Annotated in this window: 24 protein-coding genes and 3 tRNA genes; 5 read left to right on the forward strand and 22 right to left on the reverse strand. The window is 68.3% G+C overall.

Annotation, left to right across the window (positions count from 1 at the left end; genetic code table 11):
• Nucleotides 1-146: 146 nt before the first annotated feature.
• The 9 genes from fusA to rplJ all read right to left on the reverse strand — a co-directional run bounded on the left by fusA (nucleotide 147) and on the right by rplJ (nucleotide 14023).
• Entirely contained in the window at nucleotides 147-2243 is a 2097-nt protein-coding gene (fusA, locus tag HAV40_RS23880; RefSeq protein WP_166384881.1) for an elongation factor G, read from the reverse strand.
• Nucleotides 2244-2329: 86 nt separating this feature from the next.
• Nucleotides 2330-2800: a 30S ribosomal protein S7 gene (rpsG, locus tag HAV40_RS23885; protein WP_120317146.1), complete on the reverse strand. Its 471-nt coding sequence runs from the start codon at nucleotides 2798-2800 to the stop codon at nucleotides 2330-2332.
• A complete protein-coding gene (gene rpsL, locus HAV40_RS23890) occupies nucleotides 2800-3183 on the reverse strand; it encodes a 30S ribosomal protein S12 (protein WP_120317147.1) in 384 nt (127 codons plus the stop codon). Before rpsL ends, rpsG begins: the two co-directional genes overlap by 1 nt.
• A 687-nt stretch (nucleotides 3184-3870) precedes the next feature.
• Nucleotides 3871-4689, reverse strand: a complete 819-nt coding sequence (locus HAV40_RS38575) for a DUF4190 domain-containing protein (RefSeq protein WP_239085915.1) — start codon at nucleotides 4687-4689, stop codon at nucleotides 3871-3873.
• 75 nt (nucleotides 4690-4764) lie between these two features.
• Nucleotides 4765-5118 carry a hypothetical protein gene (locus tag HAV40_RS23905; RefSeq protein WP_166384883.1) on the reverse strand — a complete coding sequence of 118 codons (354 nt, stop codon included), beginning with the start codon at nucleotides 5116-5118 and terminating at the stop codon, nucleotides 4765-4767.
• 43 nt (nucleotides 5119-5161) lie between these two features.
• Complete coding sequence (locus tag HAV40_RS23910) at nucleotides 5162-9052, reverse strand: DNA-directed RNA polymerase subunit beta' (protein WP_166384885.1); 3891 nt, start codon at nucleotides 9050-9052, stop codon at nucleotides 5162-5164.
• A gap of 94 nt (nucleotides 9053-9146) precedes the next feature.
• Nucleotides 9147-12578, reverse strand: a complete 3432-nt coding sequence (gene rpoB / locus HAV40_RS23915) for a DNA-directed RNA polymerase subunit beta (protein WP_166384887.1) — start codon at nucleotides 12576-12578, stop codon at nucleotides 9147-9149.
• 445 nt (nucleotides 12579-13023) lie between these two features.
• Nucleotides 13024-13407, reverse strand: a complete 384-nt coding sequence (gene rplL, locus HAV40_RS23920; RefSeq protein ID WP_166384889.1) for a 50S ribosomal protein L7/L12 — start codon at nucleotides 13405-13407, stop codon at nucleotides 13024-13026.
• Between the two features lie 79 nt (nucleotides 13408-13486).
• On the reverse strand, nucleotides 13487-14023 hold the full coding sequence (rplJ, locus tag HAV40_RS23925; protein ID WP_155389847.1) for a 50S ribosomal protein L10: 537 nt from the start codon (nucleotides 14021-14023) through the stop codon (nucleotides 13487-13489).
• Nucleotides 14024-14400: 377 nt separating this feature from the next.
• On the opposite strand from rplJ, the gene HAV40_RS23930 reads away from it, so the two are divergent.
• Nucleotides 14401-15135, forward strand: a complete 735-nt coding sequence (locus HAV40_RS23930; RefSeq protein WP_166384891.1) for a hypothetical protein — start codon at nucleotides 14401-14403, stop codon at nucleotides 15133-15135.
• A complete protein-coding gene (locus HAV40_RS23935) occupies nucleotides 15132-15506 on the forward strand; it encodes a GntR family transcriptional regulator (protein ID WP_166384893.1) in 375 nt (124 codons plus the stop codon). The genes HAV40_RS23930 and HAV40_RS23935 overlap by 4 nt, the downstream gene beginning before the upstream one ends.
• Nucleotides 15507-15892: 386 nt before the next feature.
• Here HAV40_RS23935 and rplA read toward each other — a convergent pair whose 3' ends face one another.
• From rplA to HAV40_RS24000, 12 genes are all read right to left on the reverse strand, one after another.
• Entirely contained in the window at nucleotides 15893-16606 is a 714-nt protein-coding gene (gene rplA, locus HAV40_RS23945; RefSeq protein ID WP_166384895.1) for a 50S ribosomal protein L1, read from the reverse strand.
• 88 nt (nucleotides 16607-16694) lie between these two features.
• Entirely contained in the window at nucleotides 16695-17126 is a 432-nt protein-coding gene (gene rplK, locus HAV40_RS23950) for a 50S ribosomal protein L11 (RefSeq protein WP_166384897.1), read from the reverse strand.
• Between the two features lie 242 nt (nucleotides 17127-17368).
• The gene (nusG, locus tag HAV40_RS23955; RefSeq protein WP_166384976.1) at nucleotides 17369-18073 is read right to left on the reverse strand and encodes a transcription termination/antitermination protein NusG; all 705 of its coding nucleotides are present in this window, start codon (nucleotides 18071-18073) and stop codon (nucleotides 17369-17371) included.
• A 26-nt stretch (nucleotides 18074-18099) separates the two neighbouring features.
• A complete protein-coding gene (secE, locus tag HAV40_RS23960) occupies nucleotides 18100-18495 on the reverse strand; it encodes a preprotein translocase subunit SecE (RefSeq protein WP_166384899.1) in 396 nt (131 codons plus the stop codon).
• A 224-nt stretch (nucleotides 18496-18719) separates the two neighbouring features.
• Nucleotides 18720-18792, reverse strand: a tRNA-Trp gene (locus tag HAV40_RS23965).
• 149 nt (nucleotides 18793-18941) lie between these two features.
• On the reverse strand, nucleotides 18942-19349 hold the full coding sequence (locus tag HAV40_RS23970) for a MaoC family dehydratase (protein WP_166384901.1): 408 nt from the start codon (nucleotides 19347-19349) through the stop codon (nucleotides 18942-18944).
• Nucleotide 19350: 1 nt separating this feature from the next.
• Nucleotides 19351-19800, reverse strand: coding sequence for a MaoC family dehydratase N-terminal domain-containing protein (locus HAV40_RS23975; RefSeq protein WP_166384903.1), 450 nt, complete (start codon nucleotides 19798-19800; stop codon nucleotides 19351-19353).
• Between the two features lie 78 nt (nucleotides 19801-19878).
• A complete protein-coding gene (rpmG, locus tag HAV40_RS23980) occupies nucleotides 19879-20046 on the reverse strand; it encodes a 50S ribosomal protein L33 (protein ID WP_018347744.1) in 168 nt (55 codons plus the stop codon).
• A gap of 176 nt (nucleotides 20047-20222) precedes the next feature.
• Nucleotides 20223-20295, reverse strand: a tRNA-Met gene (locus HAV40_RS23985).
• Between the two features lie 40 nt (nucleotides 20296-20335).
• A tRNA-Thr gene (locus HAV40_RS23990) sits at nucleotides 20336-20408 on the reverse strand.
• A gap of 105 nt (nucleotides 20409-20513) precedes the next feature.
• The gene (locus HAV40_RS23995; protein ID WP_166384905.1) at nucleotides 20514-23039 is read right to left on the reverse strand and encodes a putative bifunctional diguanylate cyclase/phosphodiesterase; all 2526 of its coding nucleotides are present in this window, start codon (nucleotides 23037-23039) and stop codon (nucleotides 20514-20516) included.
• 47 nt (nucleotides 23040-23086) lie between these two features.
• A complete protein-coding gene (locus tag HAV40_RS24000) occupies nucleotides 23087-23284 on the reverse strand; it encodes a hypothetical protein (RefSeq protein ID WP_166384907.1) in 198 nt (65 codons plus the stop codon).
• Nucleotides 23285-23599: 315 nt separating this feature from the next.
• On the opposite strand from HAV40_RS24000, the gene HAV40_RS24005 reads away from it, so the two are divergent.
• Nucleotides 23600-23821, forward strand: a complete 222-nt coding sequence (locus tag HAV40_RS24005) for a hypothetical protein (protein ID WP_155374065.1) — start codon at nucleotides 23600-23602, stop codon at nucleotides 23819-23821.
• 92 nt (nucleotides 23822-23913) lie between these two features.
• On the opposite strand, the gene HAV40_RS24010 is transcribed toward HAV40_RS24005, so the two are convergent.
• Nucleotides 23914-24501, reverse strand: coding sequence for a TetR/AcrR family transcriptional regulator (locus HAV40_RS24010; protein ID WP_166384909.1), 588 nt, complete (start codon nucleotides 24499-24501; stop codon nucleotides 23914-23916).
• Nucleotides 24502-24576: 75 nt separating this feature from the next.
• Here HAV40_RS24010 and HAV40_RS24015 point away from each other — a divergent pair, with 75 nt between their 5' ends.
• Together HAV40_RS24015 and HAV40_RS24020 are read left to right on the forward strand one after the other, a co-directional pair.
• Nucleotides 24577-25143, forward strand: a complete 567-nt coding sequence (locus HAV40_RS24015; protein ID WP_166384911.1) for a GNAT family N-acetyltransferase — start codon at nucleotides 24577-24579, stop codon at nucleotides 25141-25143.
• 84 nt (nucleotides 25144-25227) lie between these two features.
• Nucleotides 25228-26091, forward strand: coding sequence for a hypothetical protein (locus HAV40_RS24020; protein ID WP_166384913.1), 864 nt, complete (start codon nucleotides 25228-25230; stop codon nucleotides 26089-26091).
• Nucleotides 26092-26195: the final 104 nt, after the last annotated feature.

The raw sequence follows: 26195 nt of genomic DNA on the forward strand, positions 1-26195 counted from the left end.
TGTGGACTGTTGGTTCGTTCGCCCGACGGCGCCGACTGGCGCTTAGGACCTTTGCCCGCCGGGGTCGCCGGCGCTTCCTTGCTGTGCTGAGACCGTGGAGAACTCAGCCGTGGTGAGGCCGGCGTGAACCGGCCTCACCACCGCGGTCACTCTCCGGTGGCCTTAGCGATGATCTCCTTCGCCACGTTCGCGGGAACCTCGGCGTAGGAGTCGAATACCATGCTGTAGCTAGCCCGGCCCTGAGTCTTCGACCGCAGGTCGCCGACGTAGCCGAACATCTCCGACAGCGGCACCAGGGCGCGGACGACGCGGGCGCCGCTGCGCTCTTCCATGGCCTGGATGATGCCACGGCGGGAGTTCAGGTCGCCGATGACGTCACCCATGTTGTCCTCGGGGGTGACGACCTCGACTGCCATCATCGGCTCGAGGATCGCCGGGTCGGCCTTGCGGGCCGCTTCCTTCAGCGCCATCGAACCGGCGATCTTGAACGCCATTTCCGACGAGTCGACCTCGTGGTACTTACCGTCGATCAGCGTCAGCTTGACACCGACCAGCGGGTACCCGGCGAGCACGCCGTACTGCATCGCGTCCTGGGCACCGGCGTCGATCGAAGGGATGTACTCCTTCGGGATGCGGCCACCGGTGACGGCGTTGTTGAACTCGTACTGCGCCGGAGCGTCCAGCGGCAGCGGCGAGAGACCGATGATGACGCTCGCGTACTGACCCGAGCCACCGGTCTGCTTCTTGTGGGTGTACTCGAGCTTGTCCACCGTGCGGCGGATCGTCTCGCGGTACGCCACCTGCGGCTTGCCGACGTTCGCCTCGACGTTGAACTCGCGCTTCATGCGGTCGACGAGGATCTCCAGGTGGAGCTCGCCCATGCCGGAGATGACCGTCTGACCGGTCTCCTCGTCCAGCTTCACGCGGAAGGTCGGGTCCTCCTCGGCGAGCTTCTGGATCGCGACGCCCAGCTTCTCCTGGTCGGCCTTCGTCTTCGGCTCGATGGCCACCGAGATGACCGGGTCCGGGAAGGTCATCGACTCGAGGATCACCGGGTGCGCCGGGTCCGACAGCGTGTCACCGGTCGTGGTCTGCTTGAGACCCTGCACGGCGATGATGTCGCCCGCGAACGCCTGGGGGCGCTCCTCGCGCTTGTTGGCGTGCATCTGGTAGATCTTCCCGACCCGCTCCTTGCGGTCCTTGGTCGAGTTGATCACCGCGGTGCCCGAGTCGAGCGTGCCCGAGTAGACGCGCACGTAGGTCAGCTTGCCCAGGTGCTTGTCCGTCTGGATCTTGAAGGCCAGGCCGGAGAACGGCTCGGTCGAGTCGGCGTGCCGGGCGACCGGGGTCTCCCCGTCCATCAGCGTGCCGTCGATCGCCGGCACGTCCAGCGGCGACGGCAGGAAGTCGATGACCGCGTCCAGCATCGGCTGCACGCCCTTGTTCTTGAAGGCGGAACCGCAGACGACCGGGTTCAGCTTGTCGGCGATCGTGGCGCGACGGATCGCGGCCTTCAGCACGTCGACGCTGAACTCGGCACCCTCGAGGTAGCCCTCCATGATCGAGTCGTCGGCCTCGGCGAGGGTCTCGAGCAGCTTGACGCGCCACTCGTTGGCCTGCTCGACGAGGTTCTCCGGGATCTCCTCGATCGCGTAGTCCTCACCCTTCTGGGTCTCGCCGCGCCAGGTCAGCGCGCGCATGCCCAGCAGGTCCACGACACCGATGTGGTCGCCCTCGAGACCGATCGGGATCTGCAGCACCAGCGGGGTGGCGTTGAGACGGGTGATCATCATGTCTACGCAGCGGAAGAAGTCCGCACCGGTCCGGTCCAGCTTGTTGACGAAGCACATACGCGGCACGTTGTACTTGTCAGCCTGGCGCCAGACGTTCTCGGTCTGCGGCTCCACACCGGCGACACCGTCGTACACGGCGACGGCGCCGTCGAGCACGCGCAGCGAACGCTCCACCTCGACGGTGAAGTCGACGTGGCCGGGCGTGTCGATGATCTGGATCGTGTGGCCCTTCCACTCACACTTGGTAGCAGCGGAGGTGATGGTGATACCACGCTCCTGCTCCTGCTCCATCCAGTCCATGACGGCAGCGCCCTCGTGAACCTCACCGATCTTGTGCGTGATACCGGTGTAGAACAGGATCCGCTCGGTGGTGGTGGTCTTACCGGCGTCGATGTGCGCCATGATGCCGATGTTGCGAGTTGTGGCGAGGGCGGCGTCTACGGCGGCCACTTCACGATCCTTTCGGAGTGGGACTCGGTCCCGGAAAGTCAAGGTTGTGGAGCCGGAACCGACGGATCGGCCCGGCTCCACGTTGTTCACCAGCGGTAGTGCGCGAAGGCCTTGTTGGACTCGGCCATCTTGTGCGTGTCCTCGCGACGCTTGACAGCGGCGCCCAGACCGTTGCTGGCGTCGAGCAGCTCGTTCATGAGGCGCTCGATCATCGTCTTCTCGCGGCGGGCGCGGGAGTACGTCACCAGCCAGCGCAGGCCCAGCGTGGTCGCGCGGACCGGGCGGACCTCCACCGGCACCTGGTAGGTCGCGCCACCGACACGGCGGCTGCGGACCTCGAGGGTCGGCTTGACGTTGTCCATGGCGCGCTTGAGCGTCACGACGGGGTCGGTGCCGGTCTTCTCCCGGCAGCCCTCGAGCGCGCCGTACACGACACGCTCGGCCAGCTGGCGCTTGCCGGCCAGCAGGATCTTGTTGACCAGCTGGGTGACCAGCGGCGAGTTGTACACCGGGTCTGCGGCCAGCGGCCGACGCGGAGCGGGGCCCTTACGAGGCATTACTTCTTCCCTTCCTTGACCAGCTTCGCGCCGTAGCGGCTACGTGCCTGCTTGCGGTTACGCACACCCTGGGTGTCGAGCGAACCGCGAATGATCTTGTAGCGCACGCCGGGCAGGTCCTTAACACGGCCGCCGCGGACGAGCACGATCGAGTGCTCCTGCAGGTTGTGACCGACACCCGGGATGTACGCGGTGACCTCGATCTGGCTGCTCAGCTTGACGCGAGCGACCTTCCGCAGTGCCGAGTTCGGCTTCTTGGGCGTCGTGGTGTACACACGCGTGCACACACCGCGCCGCTGGGGGCTCCCCTTCAGCGCCGGCGTCTTGGTCTTGCTCGTCTTCGCCTGGCGGCCCTTGCGGACCAGCTGCTGGATTGTGGGCACCGGTGTTCTCCGCTCCCTTTTGCTTTCTCTCCGCGGCTTCCCGCCGCGGAAACTTATGTGTGGCCGTGGCCGCGAATGCGGCCCGAACTGCTGCGATCAGCGCTGTCTCGGAGTGATCCGCGACAAGCGCCGACCCCCGCGGTCGGGCGTGTCGTCCGGCGCACGGGCCCGGCGGCTCGATTTCCCGAGCTGTCGGAGTCTGTCGTTGTCGTGGTGCTACGGGCCGCCCGACCGGTGGTCGGACTCTCCCGCGTCGGCGCACGCACGAGGGGCCCGGGCAAGCCCGGGCACGAGGGGAAAGAGTACCGAACCGATGGCCCACTGGTCAAAACGGGGTGACCCGACCCCTCGTCGATGCGAGGCAACCAGTCGTTCCGAGCGACCAGCCCGCCGTCAGTGCGAACTCCGCCAGCCAGTCTACCTCTTCGATTCCCGAGCCCCGAACGGGATACCGCACCGTGAGGTAGCTCGCACCGCCCAGCCACCCCGGCCACGGCTCGCCGCCAGCCCATGATCGCTGTTTCCGGTCATGATCTGGCGCTGTACCGCAGTTTCTGACCACAAACGGCGATCTCCAACCGGACGACACCGGCCGGGGCGGCTACCACACCGGCCGGGCCAGGGGCTCCGGGCACCGTGACGGGCTGCGGTGCCGGGGTGGGAGCGCGGCGGGCTGGGTTGTACGGCTCAGCCGGCGCTGAGGGCGATGGCGGTGATCAGGCCTCCCACGGCCAGCAGCAGGCCCACCGCGCCGCACACCAGGCCGGTGATGGCGACCCCGCGCCCGGTCAGGTTGCCCGCGGCCAACCGGATCTGGCGCATCCCGAGCCAGCCGAGCAGCACGCCCGCCGCCCCCAGCAGGATCGACAGCACCGCGAACGCCCCGGCGACCAGACCACCCCAGCCCTTCTCCGACCCGACCAGCCCGAAGCACCACACCGCCAGCGACACCAGGATTGAGCCGACGCCCACCACCAGCGCGCTGGCCGCGACGCCGGAAGCCGTCTTCGGCGCACCCAGCACCGCCAGCGCGTACGGCGTCCCCGGCACGATCTCCACGCGCACCGGCGGCGGATAGTTCACCGGTCGCGGCCCGGCGGGCTGCACGAGCTGCGGCTTCGCAGCCACCTGCGGCCACTGCGGCACCGGCGGCTGCTGAGCCGCCTGCGGCAGCGGCTGCTGACCGGACTGCGGCCACTGCGGCACTGCGGGTTGCTGACCTGGCTGCGGCACCGGCGGCTGATGCTGGCCGGGCTGGGCCCACTGCGGCACTGCGGGTTGCTGGCCAGGCTGCGGCACAGGCGGCTGCTGCTGGCCGGGCTGCGGCCACTGCGGCGCGGCAGGCTGCTGGCCGGGCTGTGCCCACTGCGGCGAGCCAGGCTGCTGGCCTGCCTCGGGCCACTGCGGTACGGGCGGCTGCGGCGTCGACGGCTGCGGCGCGGGCGGCTGCTCGCCCGTGGGCGGCACGGACGGCCATTGCGGCGCCGGAGACTGCGGATACGTCACGCCGCCGATCCTGCCACGTCCCGCCCACTGCCCGCCGACCAAGCCGCCCGCGCCCCGTCCCGGCGGCGGTGGACCTCAGTCGACGGTGGGCGGGAAGTCCTGGCTGCCGAAGTGCACGCCGCGCAGGAACAGCCACACGGTCAGCGTGAGCAGGCTCAGCCCGGCCATGCCCAGGGCCAGCCAGGCCAGCCGCTCCGCCCAGCGCACCCGGCCCGCACCGGTGCGCCAGCCTTGGCCGTCGCGCAGCTCCGTACGGGCCGCACGGGCCAGCGCCAGCGCGATGGTGGCGGGCACGATCCCGCCGACCGCCAGCCCCGTCACCGCGGCCAGCAGGCCGAGCCCGAACGCGGCGGTGGCCTTGGTGTCGGCGACCGGCTCGGGATCGGCCGGATCCCGGGTGGCTGCACATACGAAAGCGGCGTCCCCCATGCCGTGTAAACGACAGGGAGGACGCCGCGATCACTTCAAGCGATTACCGGTACGACCCGAAGTCGAAGTCGTCCAGCGGCACCGCGACACCCGACGCCGGGCCGAAGCCGTAGTCGGTCTCGCCGTACGAGGTCATCGAGTAGACCTTGGCCTTCGCCTCCTCGGTCGGCTCCACCCGGACGTTGCGGTACTTGCTGATGCCGGTACCCGCCGGGATGAGCTTGCCGATGATGACGTTCTCCTTGAGACCGATGAGCGAGTCACTGCGCGCGTTGATGGCCGCGTCGGTGAGCACCCGGGTGGTCTCCTGGAAGGAGGCCGCCGAGAGCCACGACTCGGTCGCCAGCGACGCCTTGGTGATACCCATCAGCACCGGACGGCCGGCCGCGGGCTCGCCGCCCTCGGAGACCAGGCGGCGGTTCTCGCCCTCGAACTGCGCACGGTCGACCAGCACACCCGGCAGGAACTCGGTCGCGCCGGAGTCGATGATCGTCACGCGCTTGAGCATCTGGCGGATGATGATCTCGATGTGCTTGTCGTGGATCATCACACCCTGCGAGCGGTAGACCTCCTGGACCTCATTGGTCAGGTGGACCTGGACCGCGCGGGGGCCCATGATGCGCAGCAGCTCGTGCGGGTCGATGGTGCCCTCGGTGAGCTTCTCGCCGACCTCCACGTGCGAGCCGTCGTGCACCCGCAGCTTCACCCGGTTCGAGATCTTGTCGTGGACGATCTCCTCGCTGCCGTCGTCCGGCACGATGATGATCTTCTTCGACCGGTCGCCCGCCTCGATCCGGATGCGTCCCGGAGTGTCCGCGATCGGCGCCTTGCCCTTGGGCACACGCGCCTCGAAGATCTCCTGGACACGGGGCAGACCCTGGGTGATGTCCTCACCCGAGGCCGCACCACCGGTGTGGAAGGTACGCATCGTCAGCTGCGTGCCCGGCTCACCGATCGACTGGGCCGCGATGATGCCGACGGCCTCGCCGACGTCCACCAGCTTGCCCGTCGGCAGCGAACGGCCGTAGCAGGCCGCGCAGACGCCGAGCTTGGACTCGCAGGTGAGCACGGACCGCACCCGTACGCCCTCGATGCCGGCCTTGACCAGCTTGTCGACGACGATCGAGTTGAGGTCGGTGCCGCGCGCCGCGACGAGGTTGCCGGACGGGTCCGACATGTCCTCGGCCAGGGTGCGGGCGTGCGCGCCGGTCTCGGCGTGCTCGTGCACCGACAGCACACCGTCGTGGCGCGCCCCGATCTGCATCGGGATCGCCCGGTCGGTGCCGCAGTCGTCCTCACGGATGATCACGTCCTGCGACACGTCCACCAGACGACGGGTCAGGTAACCCGAGTCGGCGGTACGCAGCGCGGTGTCGGCCAGGCCCTTGCGGGCGCCGTGCGTGGAGATGAAGTACTCCAGCACGCTCAGGCCCTCGCGGTACGAGGACTTGATCGGCCGCGGGATGATCTCACCCTTCGGGTTGGCCACCAGGCCACGGATCGCCGCGATCTGGCGCAGCTGCAGCATGTTGCCTCGAGCGCCCGAGTGGATCATGCGCCACAGCGGGTTCTCCAGCGGCAGAGCGGTCTCGAGTTCCTTGGCCACCTCGTTGGTCGCCTTGGTCCAGAGCTCGATCAGCTCGCCGCGGCGCTCCTCGGCGGTCATCAGACCACGCTGGTACTGCTTGTCGAAGCGCTCGGCCTCCTTCTCGTACCGCTCAAGGATCTGGCCCTTGCGCGGCGGCGAGATGACGTCCTCCATGCCGATGGTGACGCCGGACCAGGTGGCCCAGTGGAAGCCGGCCTCCTTGAGCGCGTCCAGCGTCGCCGCCAGGGCGACCTTCGGGTAACGCTCGGCCAGGTCGTTCACGATGCCCGAGAGCTGGCCCTTGCGGACCTCGTGGTTGACGAAGCGGTAGCCCACCGGGAGGGTCTCGTTGAAGAGGACCCGGCCCAGCGTGGTGTCCAGGATGACCTGCTCGTTCGGCTCCCAGCCCTCGGGCGCCTCCCAGACCGGCCCGGCCGGGCCGTTGTCCACGGAGGTGATGCCCTGCAGGCGGATCCGCACCGGCGCCTGCAGGTGCAGCTCGCCGTTGTCGAAGGCCATCATCGCCTCGGCCTCGGAGCTGAACACGCGACCCTCGCCCAGCATGCCGGGACGGGTGTGGGTCAGGTGGTACAGCCCGATGATCATGTCCTGGGTGGGCATGGTCACCGGCTTGCCGTCGGCCGGCTTGAGGATGTTGTTGCTGGACAGCATCAGGATGCGCGCCTCGGCCTGGGCCTCGGCGGACAGCGGCACGTGCACGGCCATCTGGTCACCGTCGAAGTCCGCGTTGAAGGCGGTGCAGACGAGCGGGTGGATCTGGATGGCCTTGCCCTCGACCAGCTGCGGCTCGAACGCCTGGATGCCCAGACGGTGCAGGGTGGGCGCACGGTTGAGCAGCACCGGGTGTTCGGTGATGACCTCTTCCAGCACGTCCCACACGACCGGGCGCTGACGCTCGACCATGCGCTTGGCCGACTTGATGTTCTGGGCGTGGTTCAGGTCGACCAGCCGCTTCATCACGAACGGCTTGAACAGCTCCAGCGCCATCTGCTTGGGCAGACCGCACTGGTGCAGCTTCAGCCGCGGACCGACGACGATGACCGAACGGCCCGAGTAGTCCACGCGCTTGCCGAGCAGGTTCTGGCGGAACCGGCCCTGCTTGCCCTTGAGCATGTCGGACAGCGACTTGAGCGGGCGGTTGCCCGGACCCGTCACCGGCCGGCCACGGCGGCCGTTGTCGAACAGCGCGTCGACGGCCTCCTGCAGCATCCGCTTCTCGTTGTTCACGATGATCTCGGGCGCGCCGAGGTCGATCAGACGCTTGAGGCGGTTGTTGCGGTTGATGACGCGGCGGTACAGGTCGTTCAGGTCGGACGTGGCGAAGCGGCCACCGTCGAGCTGCACCATCGGGCGCAGGTCCGGCGGGATGACCGGGACGCAGTCCAGCACCATGCCCAGCGGCGAGTTGCCGGTGGCCAGGAACGCGGCCACGACCTTGAGCCGCTTGAGCGCGCGCAGCTTGCGCTGGCCCTTGCCCGAGCGGATCGTCTCGCGCAGGAACTCGGCCTCGGCCTCGAGGTCCATGTTCTGCACGAGGGCCTTGATGGCCTCGGCGCCCATGCCGCCGGTGAAGTACTCACCGAAACGGTCACGCAGCTCGCGGTAGAGCAGCTCGTCGGTGACCAGCTGCTTGGAGTCGAGCTTGCGGAACGTGTCCAGCACCTCGTCCAGGCGGTCGATCTCGCGCTGCGCCTTGTCGCGGATCTGGCGCATCTCGCGCTCGCCAGCCTCCTTGACCTTGCGGCGCACGTCGGCCTTGGCGCCCTCGGCCTCCAGCTCGGCCAGGTCGGACTCGAGCTTGACGGCCCGCTTCTCGATCTCGGCGTCACGGGCGTTCTCGGCCTGGCGCTTCTCGGCGAAGATCTCGTTCTCGATGGTGGTCATGTCGCGGTGACGCGCCTCGGCGTCCACGCTCGTGATCACGTACGAGGCGAAGTAAATGATCTTCTCAAGGTCCTTCGGGGCGAGGTCCAGCAGGTAACCCAGCCGGCTCGGCACACCCTTGAAGTACCAGATGTGGGTGACCGCGGCGGCGAGCTCGATGTGGCCCATCCGCTCACGGCGCACCTTGGAACGGGTCACCTCGACGCCGCAGCGCTCACAGACGATGCCCTTGAACCGGACCCGCTTGTACTTGCCGCAGTAGCACTCCCAGTCCCGCTGCGGGCCGAAGATCTTCTCGCAGAAGAGTCCGTCCTTCTCGGGCTTCAGAGTGCGGTAGTTGATCGTCTCGGGCTTCTTGACCTCGCCGTGCGACCAGCGCCGGATGTCTTCAGCACCTGCCAGGCCGATCCGAAGCTCATCGAAGAAGTTAACGTCGAGCACGTTGTATGTCCCTCTTTGCTCGTGTCTTCATCAGTGTCAGTTGATGGCGGAGGCGTCCTCCACACGCCGGAGCGCGCGGAGGACGCCTTTTACATCAGACTTCCTCGACGCTGCTCGGCTCCCGCCGGGACAGATCGATACCGAGCTCCTCCGCCGCCCGGAACACCTCGTCGTCGGTCTCGCGCATCTCCAGGGCCACACCGTCGCTGGACAGCACCTCGACGTTCAGGCACAGCGACTGCAGTTCCTTGAGCAGCACCTTGAACGACTCGGGAATGCCCGGCTCGGGGATGTTCTCGCCCTTGACGATGGCCTCGTAGACCTTCACACGACCCAGCACGTCGTCGGACTTGATGGTGAGCAGCTCCTGCAGCGCGTAAGCCGCGCCGTAGGCCTGCATCGCCCAGCACTCCATCTCGCCGAACCGCTGGCCACCGAACTGCGCCTTACCACCCAGCGGCTGCTGCGTGATCATCGAGTACGGGCCGGTCGACCGAGCGTGGATCTTGTCGTCGACCAGGTGGTTCAGTTTCAGGATGTACATGTAGCCGACCGAGATCGGGTCCGGCAGCGGCTCACCCGAGCGGCCATCGAACAGCCTCGCCTTGCCCGACTCGCCGATCAGCTGGGTGCCGTCGCGGTTGGGCAGGGTGCTGCCGAGTAGACCGGCGATCTCGTCGTCGTGCGCGCCGTCGAAGACCGGGGTGGCCACGTTGGTGTTGGCCTCGGCCTCGTGCGCGCCGATCGAGCGCAGTGCCTTCTTCCACTCGGCGTCGTCGCCCGAGACCTTCCAGCCGGTCTTGGCGACCCAGCCCAGGTGGACCTCGAGAACCTGGCCGATGTTCATTCGACCGGGCACGCCCAGCGGGTTGAGCACGATGTCGACCGGGGTGCCGTCCTCGAGGAACGGCATGTCCTCGACCGGAAGGATCTTGGAGATGACACCCTTGTTGCCGTGGCGGCCGGCGAGCTTGTCGCCGTCCTGGATCTTGCGCTTCTGGGCGACGTACACCCGGACCAGCTCGTTGACGCCCGGGGGCAGCTCGTCGCCGTCCTCGCGGGAGAACGTGCGCACACCGATGACCGTGCCGGTCTCGCCGTGCGGCACCTTCAGCGAGGTGTCGCGGACCTCGCGCGCCTTCTCACCGAAGATCGCGCGGAGCAGCCGCTCCTCCGGGGTCAGCTCGGTCTCGCCCTTGGGCGTGACCTTGCCGACCAGGATGTCGCCCGGCACGACCTCGGCGCCGATCCGGATGATGCCCCGCTCGTCCAGGTCCGCCAGCATCTCTTCGCTGACGTTCGGGATGTCGCGGGTGATCTCCTCCGGGCCCAGCTTGGTGTCGCGGGCGTCGACCTCGTGCTCCTCGATGTGAATCGAGGTGAGCACGTCCTCCTGCACCAGACGCTGGGACAGGATGATCGCGTCCTCGTAGTTGTGGCCCTCCCACGGCATGAAGGCGACCAGCAGGTTGCGGCCGAGCGCCATCTCACCGTTGTCGGTACACGGGCCGTCGGCGATGACCTGACCGGCCTCGACGCGGGCACCCTCCGGGACCACCGGCTTCTGGTTCACACACGAGCCCGAGTTGGACCGGCGGAACTTGTGCAGCAGGTAGGTCCGGCGGAAGCCGTCGTCCTGGTGCACGGTGATGTAGTCCGCGCACAGGTCCTCGACCACGCCGCCGACCTCGGCCACGACCACGTCGCCGGCGTCGGTCGCGGCACGGTACTCCATACCCGTGCCGACCAGCGGGGCCTCGGCCTTGACCAGCGGCACCGCCTGACGCTGCATGTTCGCGCCCATCAGCGCTCGGTTGGCGTCGTCGTGCTCGAGGAACGGGATCATCGCGGTGGCGACGGACACCATCTGCCGCGGCGACACGTCCATGTAGTCGACCTGTGCCGGCGGCACGTAGTCGACCTCACCGCCCTTACGGCGGACCAGGACGCGGTCCTCGGCGAAGGAGCCGTCACCCATCAGCACGGCGTTCGCCTGCGCCTTGATGTAACGGTCTTCCTCGTCCGCGGTCAGGTAGTCGATCTGGTCGGTGACCCGGCCCTCGACGACCTTGCGGTACGGCGTCTCGACGAAACCGAACGGGTTGACCCGCGCGAACGTCGACAGCGCGCCGATCAGGCCGATGTTCGGGCCTTCCGGCGTCTCGATCGGGCACATCCGGCCGTAGTGCGACGGGTGCACGTCACGGACCTCGAAGCCGGCGCGGTCACGCGACAGACCACCCGGGCCGAGCGCCGACAGGCGGCGACGGTGGGTCAGACCCGCGAGCGGGTTGGTCTGGTCCATGAACTGCGACAGCTGCGACGTGCCGAAGAACTCCTTGATCGCGGCCACCACGGGGCGGATGTTGATCAGGGTCTGCGGCGTGATCGCCTCGACGTCCTGCGTCGTCATGCGCTCGCGCACGACGCGCTCCATGCGGGAGAGACCGACCCGAACCTGGTTCTGGATCAGCTCGCCGACGGTGCGCAGACGACGGTTGCCGAAGTGGTCGATGTCGTCGGCCTCGTAGCCGTCCTCACCCGCGTGCAGGCGGGCCAGGTACTCCACGGTGGCGACGATGTCGTCCTCGGTCAGCGTTCCCGTCGTGATCGGGATCTCGAGCTCGAGCTTCTTGTTGAACTTGTAACGACCGACCTTGGCGACGTCGTACCGCTTCGGGTTGAAGAAGAGGTTGTCGAGCAGGGTCTGGGCGTTCTCGCGCGTCGGCGGCTCGCCAGGGCGCAGCTTGCGGTAGATGTCGAGAAGGGCCTCGTCCTGACCGGCGATGTGGTCCTTCTCGAGGGTGGTCATCAGCAACTCGGACCACGCGAAACGCTCGCGGATCTGGTCGTTGGTCCAACCGATCGCCTTCAGCAGGACCGTGACGGCCTGCCGGCGCTTGCGGTCGATACGCACGCCGACCGTGTCGCGCTTGTCGATGTCGAACTCCAGCCAGGCACCCCGGCTGGGGATGACCTTGACGCTGGACAGATCGCGGTCGGAGGTCTTGTCCGGCTCCTTGGAGAAGTACACGCCAGGAGAGCGGACGAGCTGACTGACGACGATGCGCTCGGTGCCGTTGATGATGAAGGTGCCCTTCGGCGTCATCATCGGGAAGTCACCCATGAACACGGTCTGGCTCTTGATCTCGCCAGTCGAGTTGTTGGTGAACTCCGCGGTCACGAACAGCGGCGCGCAGTAGGTGAGGTCCTTCTCCTTGCACTCCTCGATGGAGGCCTTGACCTCGTCGAAGCGCGGGTCGGAGAAGCTGAGCGACATGGTGCCGGAGAAGTCCTCGATCGGGCTGATCTCTTCGAGGATCTCCGCGAGTCCCGAGCGGGCGTCTGCGAGAGCCGACGAACGGGACTGCCAGGACTCATTGCCGACAAGCCAGTCAAAAGACTCGGTTTGGATAGCGAGCAGATTGGGTACTTCGAGGTGTTCGGTGATCCTGCCGAAGGAGATCCGGCGGGGAGCGAACGCGCTCGACGATCGACTGGTCTTCGCAGGGCGGGAGGCTGCCAAGATACGTCCTTCCGAGGACCGGTGGTGCAACGGCCGTTACGCGAGCAACCCGACAACCCCTGGTCCAGAGCCGACGTCAAAAGACATCCGGCATTCCGGGCAGGGGGAAAGTCGAAGGGCAGCGCAAACTAGCACTGTAGCAGAAGCACGGACCGCTGTCGAGTCCCCACGGCAGGCTTCCGCAGAACGTGCCCTGGACCACCTTCAGATCGGTGTCCACCACGCTCTGTACCCCGCCCGCTACGCACTCGGAAGGTCGTACTGAAGAAAGACTGCCTGGCGTCGTCGTTCACGTCAAGACCCGGCGACGTCTTCCAGTGTCCAACACTGCGTCAAGTTCGTATCACTGCGCGTTTGCGCAGTACAAACAAGGGGCGGACATCACGTGGATGCCCGCCCCTCGATGCGGTCACGCTCTTGGCGTAAAGCCCGGCGTGACCTCAGATCACTTGAGGGTGACCTTGGCGCCCTCGGCCTCGAGCTTGGCCTTGGCCTTCTCCGCGGTCTCCTTGTTGGCCTTCTCGATGATGGCCTTCGGCGCGGCCTCGACCACGTCCTTGGCCTCCTTCAGGCCCAGGCCGGTCAGCTCACGCACGACCTTGATGACCTGGATCTTCTTGCCACCGTCGGACTCGAGGACGACGTCGAACTCGTCCTGCTCCTCGACCTCGACCGCGGCGGCACCCGGGCCGGCCGGGCCGGCGACGGCGACCGGCGCGGCGGCCTTCACGTCGAAGGTGGTCTCGAACTCCTTCACGAACTCGGAGAGCTCGATCAGGGTCATCTCCTTGAAGGCCTCGAGGAGCTCGGTGCTGCTCAGCTTCGCCATGTCAGGCGTCCTTTCGTAACGGGTCTACATGCCGCGGCAGGGCGCCGCGAGCTGGATGGTTCGGATGACGTCGACGCCGTCAGGCGTCGGCGCCCTCCTTCTCGCGCTTGTCCTGCAGAGCGGCGACCGTGCGAACGGCCTGCGCCAGCGGGGCCTGGAAGAGCGCCGCGGCGTTGCTCATGCTTGCCTTCATGGCGCCGGCCAGCTTGGCCAGCAGCACCTCGCGGGACTCGAGGTCGGCGAGCTTGGCGACCTCGGCCGCCGTGATCGCCTTGCCCTCGAAGACGCCGCCCTTGATGACGAGCAGCGGGTTCGCCTTCGCGAACTCCTTGAGGCCCTTCGCGGCTTCGACGACATCGCCGGAGACGAAGGCGAGCGCGGTAGGACCGGTGAACAGAGCGTCGAGACCGGTCAGACCGGCGTCGGTCGCGGCGCGCTTGGCAAGCGTGTTCTTGGCAACGGTGTACTCGGCACCGCCCAGCGAACGACGCAGCTCGGTCAGCTGCTTCACGGTCAGGCCGCGGTACTCGGTGAGCACCGTGGCGTTCGACTCGCGGAAGCGCTCGGTGAGCTCCGCAACACTGCCGGCCTTGTCGGCACGGATCTTGTCCGCCATGTCCCCTCCTCTCTCGTACTCCAGGCTGGTCTCGCGGGACCCGGCGTTCGAAAGGAGCGGACAAACAAAACGCCCCGGCGCAGGGCGCACGGGGCTTTGCACGGCACGAGGCCGGTCAGGCTCACCGTTCTTCCCTGCGCGGGCCGCCCGTGGTCCGCTCGTTGCCGAGCGACGGGGCCTTCGATCCTGCTCCGGGAGTGATCCGGATCAGATGACCAGCGGTCTTTGGGTGGAACTGTTGACAGGAACGATACGTGACCTGGTGGACGCCCGCCAAATCGGGGGTGGTGTGACCTGTCTTGTATCAATCGATTGACACAAGACACAGCGATGTCGTTCACTTGTATCAGTTGCTTGATACAACGGGGAGGTAAATCATGAACGGAGCCGCCTACCTGCGGTCGGCAGGTGTCGTACTGGGCACCTCGGTCGCCTTCACCGCCGCCAACAGCACGCTGGTCCCCCTCGCCACACCCCTGTTCGCCGCCTTCGTGCTGGCCGGGGTGGCCGTCAGCGAGCTGATGTCGCCCCGGCCCTCCCGCTCCGGCCGGCCGACGGCACAGCTCACCGCCCGCGACATCGACACCTACCTGCCGCCCGGCGCGCGCCGGCAGCTGCGCTGGCTGAGCCTCGCGGTGCTGGTAGCACTGCCCGCCGTCGCGGTGCTGATCGCCGACAGCCCGATCGACCCCATCGGGCAGTTCGACGCCGCCGGAGGGCTGCTGCGCCTGGCGCCCACGGCGGTGGTGCTCGCCTGCTGGGGCCTGCTCGCCCGGCACCTGCAGCGCAGGATCACCGACGCCGGGCACGCCGGGCTGGATCCGCAGCATCTCGCCGCGGACGAGGCCTGGCGGCGGCGCGCGGCACGCCTGGTGCACGGCACCACCGGGGTCCTGCTCGCCGGAACCCTCAGCGGCGCGATGTTCTTCTACGGTCAGCGGCACTGGATGGTGTTCCTCGGCGGCTGGGGCTGGTGGATGCTCGGCGTCGTCGCGCTGGCCATGGCCTCGTTCCTGGTCTTCGCGCACTACCTGCACCTGCTGATCCACCCCGGTCCATCCGGTGAGGTGACCGCCGCCGCGCCGCGCGAACCCGCCGAGGCTCTGGCGTGAACCCCACGATCACCATCCGGCCGGGCCCCGTGCCGCCCTACGAACAGATCCGGGCCCAGATCGAGATTCTGATCAACGGCGGGCTGCTGGAGGCGGGACACCGCCTGCCGCCGATCCGGCAGCTCGCTGCGGATCTCGGCTTGGCCCCCGGCACGGTGGCTCGGGCGTACCAGGAACTGGAGGCGGCCGGGCTGGTGACGACTCGGCGCGCGGCAGGCACGGTGGTGGCCGCGCGAACCTCTGATGTGGCGACGGACCGACGGGGGCCGTTGGCACAGGCGGCGAACGGCTTCACCACCACCGCTCTCACGCTCGGCGCCGACCTCGACGAGGCATTGGCCGCAATCCGCGCCGCCTGGCCTCGCCCCTGACAAGGCTCGGAGCTATGGGCCCCCGGTACTCAGGTCCGGGTCCGGGTCCAGGTCCGGGTCCAGGTCCGGGTCCAGGTCCGGGTCCAGGTCCGGGTGGGGGTCCGGGTCAGGCGCTCGTCCGGCGCTCGGGATGATCGCTGTTTGAGGTCAGAAAGTGAGGTCGGACCACAGTTTCTGACCGTAAACAGCGATCATCGCCAACCGCGAGGTTAAGAAGGGCCCCTTCATCCACCTATGGCGATGGGAAGGTGCCCTCCCTTCGGCAAGGGCGGAGCGGCGCGAGAGGAACGGCAGACGCGGGACGCCCGGGCGGGTGGAAGGCGGGGAAGGCGGAAGGCCCCGCTCGCGGTGCGAGGCGGGGCCTTCCGGGTGGAGTACGGGGCGGATCAGGCCTCGTTGTTCTCCTGGATGTTGCGGGTCACGTTGGGGTCGACCGGGATGCCCGGGCCCATCGTGGTGGTCACGAAGACCTTCTTCAGGTACTTGCCCTTGGACGCCGACGGCTTGGACCGCAGCACCTCCTCCAGCACCGCGGCGTAGTTGTCCACCAGCTGCTCAGCGGTGAACGACGACTTGCCGATGATCAGGTGCAGGTTCGAGTGCTTGTCCACGCGGAAGGTGATCTTTCCGCCCTTGATGTCGGAGACCGCCTTGGCGATGTCCATGGTGACCGTGCCGGTCTTCGGGTTCGGCATGAGGCCGCGCGGGCCCAGGATCCGCGCGATCCGACCGATCTTGGCCATCTGGTCCGGCGTCGCGATCGCGGCGTCGAAGTCCAGCCAGCCTTCCTGAATGCGAGCCACCAGCTCGTCGGTCCCGACGGCGTCGGCGCCGGCGGCGGTCGCCTCGGCGGCCTTCTCGCCGGAGGCGAAGACGATGACGCGGGCGGTCTTACCGGTGCCGTGCGGCAGGTTGACCACGCCGCGAACCATCTGGTCCGCCTTGCGCGGGTCGACGCCGAGGCGCATCGCGACCTCGACCGTGGCGTCGAACTTGACCTTGGTGGTGTCCTTCGCCAGTTTGATGGCCTCGACGGGGGTGTACAGCTTGTCCCGGTCGACCTTCTCAGCGGCAGTGTTGTAGCTCTTGCCGTGCTTCATTTCTCAGATCTCCTGTGGTTGTGTCGAGCCCTTCCGGGCCCTCCCACGAAACATCGAACCGTCAGGCGGCGGACGCCGCGTACGGCGTTCAGTCCTTGACGACGATGCCCATCGACCGGGCGGTGCCGGCGATGATGCGCTCGGCCATGTCCAGGTCGTTGGCGTTCAGGTCGGACATCTTCTTCTCGGCGATCTCGCGCACCTGGGCGCGGGTAACCGAACCGACCTTGGTGGTGTGCGGCACGCCGGAGCCCTTGGGCACACCGGCAGCCTTGATCAGGAGTCGGGCGGCCGGCGGCGTCTTCAGCAGGAACGTGAACGAGCGGTCCTCGTACACGCTGATCTGCGCCGGGACGATGTCACCGCGCTGCGACTCGGTCTGGGCGTTGTACTGCTTGCAGAACTCCATGATGTTCACGCCGTGCTGACCCAGCGCGGGACCCACCGGCGGAGCCGGGGTGGCCTGGCCGGCCTTCAGCTGCAGCGTGAACGTCTTGACGAGTTTCTTCTTCGGAGGCATGTCTACTTCCTGGGACTTGTCGACCCGCCGTCTCGGCGGATCAGGGTGGTTTACACCGGACCGGCCGGTGCTTTCGCGCGCACGGTCAGCGCGCGGCACAGGCCGGACGTTCTAGGTTAGCGCATACTCGTACGCGCCTATTCAGCGAGGTGGGACCTTCACACCCGAGGTGAGCTGCGACGCGGCGAAAACGCCGCGCGGCGGGGCCCCGAGGGGCGCCCGCCGCGTGATCGCGTACACAACTAGATCTTGGCGACCTGGTTGAAGTTCAGCTCGACCGGGGTCTCCCGGCCGAAGATCGACACCAGCACCTTGAGCTTCTGCTGGTCGGCGTTGATCTCGGAGATCGTGGCCGGCAGCGAGGCGAACGCGCCGTCGGTGACGGTGACCGAGTCGCCGACCTCGAAGTCCAGCACCCGGATCTCGGCCTTGGCCTTGGACTTGCCGGTGCCGGGCGCCTCCACGGCGGGCAGCAGCCACTTGAGCACCTCGTCGAGGCTCAGCGGCGCCGGGCGGTCGGCCCGGTCCGTCGCGCCGACGAAGCCGGTCACCCCCGGGGTGTTGCGCACGCACGAGTATGACTCGGGCGTGAGGTCCATGCGGACCAGCAGGTAACCGGGGAAGACCTTGCTCTGCACCTGGGTGCGCTTGCCGTTCTTGACCTCGACCTCTTCACGGGTCGGCACCTCGACCTGGAAGATGAACTCCTCCATGTCGAGGCTCGTGATCCGGGTCTCGAGGTTGGTCTTGACCTTGTTCTCGTAACCGGCGTAGGAGTGCACGACGTACCAGTCGCCGGGCGCGAACCGCAGCTTCTGGCGCAGCTCCGCGGCCGGGTCGAACTCGTCGTCAGCGGGTGCCGTCTCAAGCTCCGGCTCGTCCGTCACCGCGACCGCGGAGGTCACCTCGGTGTCTTCCGTCTGGGCCGTCTCGTCGTACTCAGGCACGTAGCCGCTCACTTCCGTAGTTTGTGTTACTTCGCTTCGCCGAAGACGAACAGCACGCCCCGGGCGTAGGCGAGATCCAGCAGCGTCACGATGGCCATCATGAACGTCACGAAGATCAGGACCACCGCGGTGTACGTCAGCAGTTCGTTGCGCGTCGGCCAGATGACCTTACGCAGCTCGGCGACGATCTCACGGACAAACCGTCCGATACGCCCGAAGAAGCCGACCTTCTCGGCCTTCTCCGTGCTCTTGACCGCGCGGGAGCCCTTGCCGTCAGTCACCTTGCGGGACTTGGTCGCGGTGCCACCGCCGGAGACGCCGGACTCGTCGTCGTCCTGGGTGTCGTCGTCGACAGCGTCGTCGAACACGTCGTCAACGTGCTCGGGCGCGGCGTCCTCGCCACGTCGGTTGCTCTCGGCCACTTCGCCCTACTTCCATCTCGCGGGGTGGTGTCAGAACCGTGCAGGGACACGATCCCGTGTGCCCGACGCAGTCGCACGAAGAGCACCTGTCCAACGGGCCCGCCCCCACGCTGTGGGGCCGATACGGGCCATACGACCATGGTCCACCAGCCGAGGTCGTCCCGGAAGACAACCGGTGGGCCGATTCCATGATCGCCCACCGCGGGCCGGTAGGCCAGAGCCAGCAGGGGCGACAGGACTCGAACCTGCAACCTGCGGTTTTGGAGACCGCTGCGCTGCCAATTGCGCCACACCCCTGTGCGGGAAGAGCACCCCGACGTAGGCCGAAAGCCACCGTCGGAGTTCACTACCCCACGGCCGACCAGTGTACGGGTAGACAGGCGAGTGGGCCAACTGGCACTCCCTATTTTCTCTCGCCACCGGCCGACCGCCCAGCCGAACAGTCCTCAGATCTGCTTGACCACGACCCTGGCCTGGGCCAACACCTTCTCGCCCGCGCAGGTCGCGGTGAGGTCGAAGGTCACCAGATCGTCCTCGGACACGCTCTTGATCACCGCGGTGAACGCGACCTCGGTGCCCTCGTCGGTGTCGGGCACCGGCACCGGGCGGGTGAACCGGACCCCGATGTCGAGCACCGCGTCGGCGGAGCCGACCCAGCCGGTGACCGCCCGGCCCGCCAGCGCCATGGTGTACATGCCGTGCGCGATCACGCCCGGCAGGCCCACGCCGACGGCGGTGCGCTCGCTCCAGTGGATCGGATTGAGGTCGCCCGACGCGCCCGCGTAGCGAACCAGGTCGGCCCGGGTCACCCGGAACGTCTGCACGGGCAGCTGCTGCCCCTTGGCGAACGCCATCTCACTCACCATGCCCTCGGACGACGAGTTTGCACACCACGGTCACCACGGGCTCGCCGGCCGGTGTGGCCAGCTCCGCGCGGGTGGTCAGGAAGTCGTGGCCGCCACGGTGCGTGATGTCGTCGATGCTGCTGACGACGACCAGCTCGTCCCCGGCGACGATCGGGCGCCGGTACGAGAACCGCTGGTCGCCGTGGACCACGCGGGTGTAGTCCATGCCCAGTTCCGGGTCGGTGACGATCTGCTCCATGGCGGCGAAGCTCAGGATGATCGGAAAGGTGGGCGGGGCCACCACGTCGCGGTAGCCGGCCTTCTGCGCGGCCTGCACGTCGTGGTACAGGGCGTCGTCGGCGCCGATCGCGGTGGCGAACTCCCTGATCTTCTCGCGGCCCACCTGGTAGGGCTCGGTCGGCGGATAGGTCCGACCGGTGAATGACTGGTCCAGCGGCATACCCGTGAACCTATGCCAACAGGGGGCGGCCCTGATGGGCCGCCCCCTGCCGGGAACGTCTACGCGACCTTGAAAAGGTCAGCGGGTCTCGCGGTGCGCGGTGTGCTTGCCGCAGCGCGGGCAGAACTTCTTCAGCTCGATCCGATCCGGGTCGTTACGCCGGTTCTTCTTGGTGATGTAGTTCCGCTCCTTGCAGTCCACGCACGCCATGGTGATCTTTGGACGTACGTCAGTCGCCTTGGCCACGGGAGTGCCTTTCTAGAACAAGCTGCTTTGAGTTACCGGCATACCAAGATAGACGACGTCCATCCAGACATGCAAAAAGGGCCGCCGTGGCGATCCTTACACCGCGACCAGGGAATACCTCGCCGGTCTGCGATCTCGCGTTGACTGGCGATACGCACCAGCGATTCAACACAACGTAGCGGTGGCCGGAATTGAACCGGCGACACAGCGATTATGAGCCGCTTGCTCTGCCATCTGAGCTACACCGCCGTGGCGGGCACTCCCGGTGGAAGCACCGGGAGTCCGGTCGAGCCCCCTTACGGAATCGAACCGTAGACCTTCTCCTTACCATGGAGACGCTCTGCCGACTGAGCTAAGGGGGCGTGCTCGTAACCAGGTGGTTTCCCACCCCGTCGCGCGCCTTGGTAAGAGTACACAACAACCAGCCGCACCGGAAATCGGGTTACCCCGACGCGCCGAGGCTGATTTCAGCCGACCGCCCGCAGCCGCCGGACCTCGCCCAGCGGGGTCGGTTCGGCGTCGGTCTGCGCGCCCAGCCAGGCCTCCAGCCGCTCGTACGGCAGCGGGCGGCTGAACAGGAAGCCCTGGCCGATGTCGCAGCCGATCTCCTCCAGCAGCTCCAGCGTCAGCTCGCTCTCCACGCCCTCGGCGACCACGCTCAGCCCGAAGTGCCGCGAGATGTCCACCACGGCCCGCACGATGGCCAGGTCGCCCGGATCGGTCGCCATGCCCTGCACGAACGAGCGGTCCACCTTCACCTCGTGCACCGGCAGCCGCCGCAGGTACGACAGCGACGAGTAGCCGGTGCCGAAGTCGTCCACGCTCAGGTGCACCCCGAGGTCGTAGAGCCGGCGCAGGGTCGGCAGGAGCCGGTCCACGCCGTCCACCACGCCGTCTTCGGTAATCTCCAGGGTCAGCCGGTCAGGTGACACGCCGTACTCCTGGAGCAGGTCGTCCACCCGGTCCGGGAAGGCCGGGTCGACCAGCGTGCGGGGCGAGAGGTTCACCGCCACCGACAGGGGCCGCCCGGCGTCCACCCACTGGCGCGCCCGGCGCAGGCCCTCGCGCATGACGACCTCGGTGAGCCGGGAGAGCTGCCCGGTGTGTTCGGCGACGGCCACGAAGTCCTCGGGCTGCACGGCGCCGTGGGTCGGGTGCTCCCAGCGGGCCAGGCACTCCACGCCGACCAGGCGGCGGTCGCGCAGTGTCACCTTGGGCTGGAAGTAGACCTCCAGCTCGTCGTTGTCCAGCGCGCGGCGCAGGTCACCGGCCAGCCCGAGGCGGCGCACCGACCGCGACTCCAGCGCCAGGTCGAACAGCTGCACCCCGCCCGCCAGCGACTTCGCGGCATGCGTCGCCACATCGGCGCGCTGCAGCAGGGTGGCCGGGTCGGAGCCGTGCTCCGGGTGCAGGCTCACCCCGACCGCGGTGTCCACGTCCAGGGTCAGCGAGCCGAACGTCATCCGGTCCTGCATCCGCCCGCGCAGGTCGACGGCCAGTTCCAGGGCGGCCTCGGCGTTGGGCAGGCGCAGGGTCACCACGAACTCGTCGCCGCCGACGCGGCCCACCAGCGCCGCGGGCGGCGACAGGGTGCGCAGCCGGCTGGCTACCTCGGCCAGCAGCTGGTCACCGGCGGCGTGGCCGAGCGAGTCGTTGACGTCGCGCAACCCGTCGACGTCGAACATCAGCACCGCGACGACCTCGCCGGGCGCGCGGACCCGCACCGCCTCCTCCAGCGCCTGGCTGATCCGGCGGCGGTTGGGCAACGCGGTGAGCGTGTCGTGGTAGGCGTCGAAGCGCAGCCGGTCCACGAGGCGGTTGTTCTCCACCGCCACCGCGGCGTGCGCGGCGACCGCCTCCAGCAGCCGTACGTCATTGGGCCCGAAGTGCCGGGTGTCGCCGAGCCGGCCGGACACCTCCAGCGTGCCGATGACCGCCGAACTGGCCCGCAGCGGCACCACGATCGCGTCCTTGGCGCCGAAGTCACGCAGCTGGGCACGCACCTGGTCGTCGCCGAGCTTGGGGCTGGCCGCGACGGTCTGCCCGGTCTCCACCGCCTGGCGGCGCAGACTCTCCGGGGCTCCCGCGACGTCGAGCAGGCCCTTGTCGTCGGTGCGCGCACTGAGCAGCACCTCCGGGTGCCTGCCCTGCGCGGGCAGCCAGAGCGTCGCGTACTCGGCCTGCAGCAGCTTGCGGACCCTGCCGAGCAGCACGTCGGGCAGCGTGCCGTCCTGCGGGGTGTCGGAGATGGCCGCGGTCAGGTCGTAGATCTCGGTCAGTGTGCGGTGCTGGTTCATCGCCCCGGAATAGGCCCGGTATGCCACGAAGAAGAACGCCACCAGAACCGCCAGCAGCGCGTACGCCGCCGGACCCTGGCGCAGGATCAGCAGCACCGCCAGGCCGATCGCGGTGTTCAGGCCGGCCACGATGAGGCTGGGCACCGCCGACAGCGCGAGTTCCTGCGGCGCGAACCGGCCCTGCACCAGCGTGATGACGCCGACCACACCCGCCACGGCGACGACCACGCTGGTCAGCACCGCCACGACGAGCACGACCCAGCTCGACGGCTCGTCGAGCAGCACCGGTCCGCCCTCGACGATGACCAGGTTGGCGCAGGCCGTGCTCGCGCCCATCAGCGCGATGTTGAAGGCCGCCTTGACCGGCACCGTCCCGCGCCGCCACTGCGCGATGGCGCACACGGCCAGCCGCACCAGCAGCAGCGTCATGGGTGGTACGTAGGCGAGCGCCAGCAGCAGCGGCACGTCCGCGAGGGTGAGCAGCAGGCCCTGCCGGCGGATCTCGAACTGCAGCCCGGTCAGCTCGGTCACCAGGAACAGGCCGAAGAAGAGCAGGCCGAGCAGCCACGCGCCGGTGGGAGCGGGTGATCGAACGTAGGTCAGGGCGCTCAGGCCCAACGTCAGCAGGGCCAGCGGACCAGTGATCAGCCAAGCCAGCTCAGGAGAACGTTGGACGCGCCGGTCATGCCGTACCAATGCCGTTCGTCCGCTCCGCTCGCGCCGACTCGCCTAGACGGCGACGGTCAGTTCCATTCGACGGACTTCTCCTCCAGGCCCGTCGTGGGCGCCTGGCCGTCGTCTTCGGTGTCCTGCGCGTGCCGCAGGGGGATCGCGTTCCACTCGACCGAGGAGATCGAGTTCCACTCGATCGAGGCGAGGCTGATCGCGGTCGGGTCGGCGGCAGCCGGTTCCGCGGCCGCGGCCGAACTCGCCACACCCATGGAGGCCACGCCGAGGGCTGCAAGGACCGCACCACGGCTCATCAAACGAATGAGTCTGTTCGTACGCATCATCGACTCCACGGAACAGCGTTAGGTCAGGGGCTGTCATGGATCGTGCCACAGCGGCGGGCACGGGAGGAAGCCCACAGGGCGTGCCACGCCGCGGACACGCGGATTTCTAGCCGTTCGGTGGTGATTCGCGTGTACGCCCGAACCAGCCCAGCCGACGCCAGGAACACGAAGCAACACTTTACGTCTCCGACCCGCCCCCGGATAGCCTTCTACGTCTGTTCGTACATGTGTACGATACGCGCCATGATGCGACTGGTAGAGCACCGATGGAACGGCACCACCGCCAGCTACCGCCGCCAGGACGTGTTCCTGCGCGCCAATCCGGCCGGGCCGTGGGAGGTCGAACACCGACAGCATGGCAGGTCGGTGATGCGGGAGTACGCCACCGAGCGCGAGGCGCGGCGCGTCGCCGACGGCCTGTGCGCGCAGGGCGAGTGGCGCAACCTGGAGCACCTGCACCGTTGACCGGGCGCCGGGGACGCCACCGCGAGGCGTCCCACGATCACCCGGACGGGTGAGGCCGCGACGGCGCGGCCGGCTCCGTCCGCGGTGGACGGTCAGCGCCCCAGCAGCGCCACGAAACCGTCGACGAGAGCGGCCTGCCGCCGCGGGGGGAAGCGGGCCGGATCGAACAGGGCTTGGACCACCAGCCCGTGCCCGAACCCGGCTGCGGTGGCCACGACGTCCTCGGGGTCGGCGTCGGCGGGCAGCTGGCCAAGCCGCAGCGCCGCCTCGACGTGCGGGCGCAGCATCCCCCGCCACCGCTCGTACCGTCGCAGCTCCGCGGCGGCCAGCTCGTCGTCGCCCAGCGCGGCGTCCCAGAAGCTGACCCACACCCGGCTCATCGCGACGGCCTCCGGCGTCAGCGGCATGACGTCCAGCAGCGCCGCGCGCAGTCCGGGCAATCCTTCGCCCTCGGCCGGGAAGCGGTCGCGCCCCTGCGTGTGCTCCTGCGCGACCTCCAGCGCATGCCGCACCAGTGCCTTCTTACTGGGGAAGTAGTGCGTCAGCAGCCCGGTCGAGGCGCCCATGTGCGCGGCGACGGCGCGCAGGGTCAGCCCGCCGAAGCCGTGTGCCGCGAGCACCTCCCACACCGCCTGCGACACGTCGCGGCGCCTGGCGTCATGATCACCCCGTGCGGGCATCCGCTTCCCACCTCCGTCGGTTAGGCTGTCACGAAGATACATAACAAACGTTTGGTACGCGACCAGGGAGCGCCCGTGTTCACCTTCCCCCTCACCGACACCGCCGAGCTGTGCCCTCTGGAGCCCCACCACGCCCCGGAGTTCGCCGCCTTCATCGAACGGCATCGCACCCACCTCTCCCCCTGGCTGCCCTGGGCCGCCAGACTCACCGACGAGCCACTGACACGCGCCTGGCTGCAGCGCTACGCCGACGACACCGCCCACGACGGCCCTCGCATCTACGCCATCCGGCTCGACGGCGAACTGGTCGGCGGCACCCTGTTCCGCACCTTCGACGTCCGCTTCGGCACCGCCGAGATCGGGGTCTGGCTCGCCCCGGACGCCCAGGGACACGGCCTGATCACCCGGGCCGCCCAACGCATGATCACCTGGGCGGTCGAGGAGCGCGGCATCAACCGCGTCGAGTGGCGCACCGTGCCTGCCAACGCCCGCAGCATCGCCTGCGCCAAGCGGCTGGGCATGACCCTCGACGGCGTACTGCGCGAGGCCTTCCCCTATCGCGGCGAGAACCACGACGTCCAGGTCTACTCGCTGCTCGCGAGCGAGTGGCGGGAGACGAACGCCGGTACGCCACGCCGGTGACCACACCCCGCGACGGCCGCGAGCACCGTCGCCCGAACGTGCCGCGACATTCCCAAGCAGCCGACGACCAGCGATACTCCATCCATGATAGTGGTTGGCATCTATCTATTGATCTCGCTGCTGATCGCGCTCCTGGCATTGCTTCCCGCATGGCTCCTCGATCGCGGAGCCCGGCTGGACCACGTGGAGACACGCGACGCCTCGGCGTCAGCCGCAGGCACGGTCACAGGCCCCGAGCTTGCCCTGCTACACGCCATGAAATGGCCGTGGGGCGCGCGGAGCCTCCACCCCGTGAGCGTGGCCCTCGACCATCTGGTCGTGGCCGGAAACCTGCGGGTCGACGGCTCACGGCTGATCGTCTCCGCCACACCGGCCGTCGATGGTGACGGCATCGTGCGTGCGGTACACGCCGCCCTGCGGGAACTGGACGACCAGATCATCGAAGACCAGCCCGAGCGATCCGTCCTCCATCGCGTCGACACCGATCCGGGCGTCGAGGCAGCCCTGCAGGAGACGCGCGAACGGCTCACGGCCGAGGGCCACATCCTCACCGAGCGGCAGCGGAACGCATGGTGGCGGAACATCGCCGGAGCCCTGTTCGTGTCCGCGGCGGCCGGGCCGATCCTCGCCGTGATCACATGGTCCTGGCTGAGCTGGCTGTACCTGCTGGTCGCAGCGCTGGCGTTCGTGGCCGCCTGGGCGCTGCTGGACCACATCCACTCGCGATACACGACGCGAGCCGCCGAAAAGCTGACCGGCAAGCTGCGCAAGCGCTACGCGCACCTCGACCCGATCCACGTTCCCGCCTACGCCACCTACGGCCCGGCCCAGACCGCGCTGGCCGACGTCATCTTCAGACTCGAACGGGACCGCATCGACCCCCACCTTTATGAGGTTCTCCACCGGAGGCCGCCCCTGCCCACACCGCCACATACCGGCCCTTGCTGAGTCTGCGCACGGAACAGCACCGGCGCGACGAGGGGTCCGGTGGAGTGGGGCTGGGGGCGTGCGGCGGCGGCTGCGGTGGAGGTTGCGGCGGAGGCCTGTGACTC

The sequence above is a fragment of the Catellatospora methionotrophica genome (genome assembly GCF_011297335.1).
Classification (GTDB): Bacteria; Actinomycetota; Actinomycetes; order Mycobacteriales; family Micromonosporaceae; genus Catellatospora; species Catellatospora methionotrophica.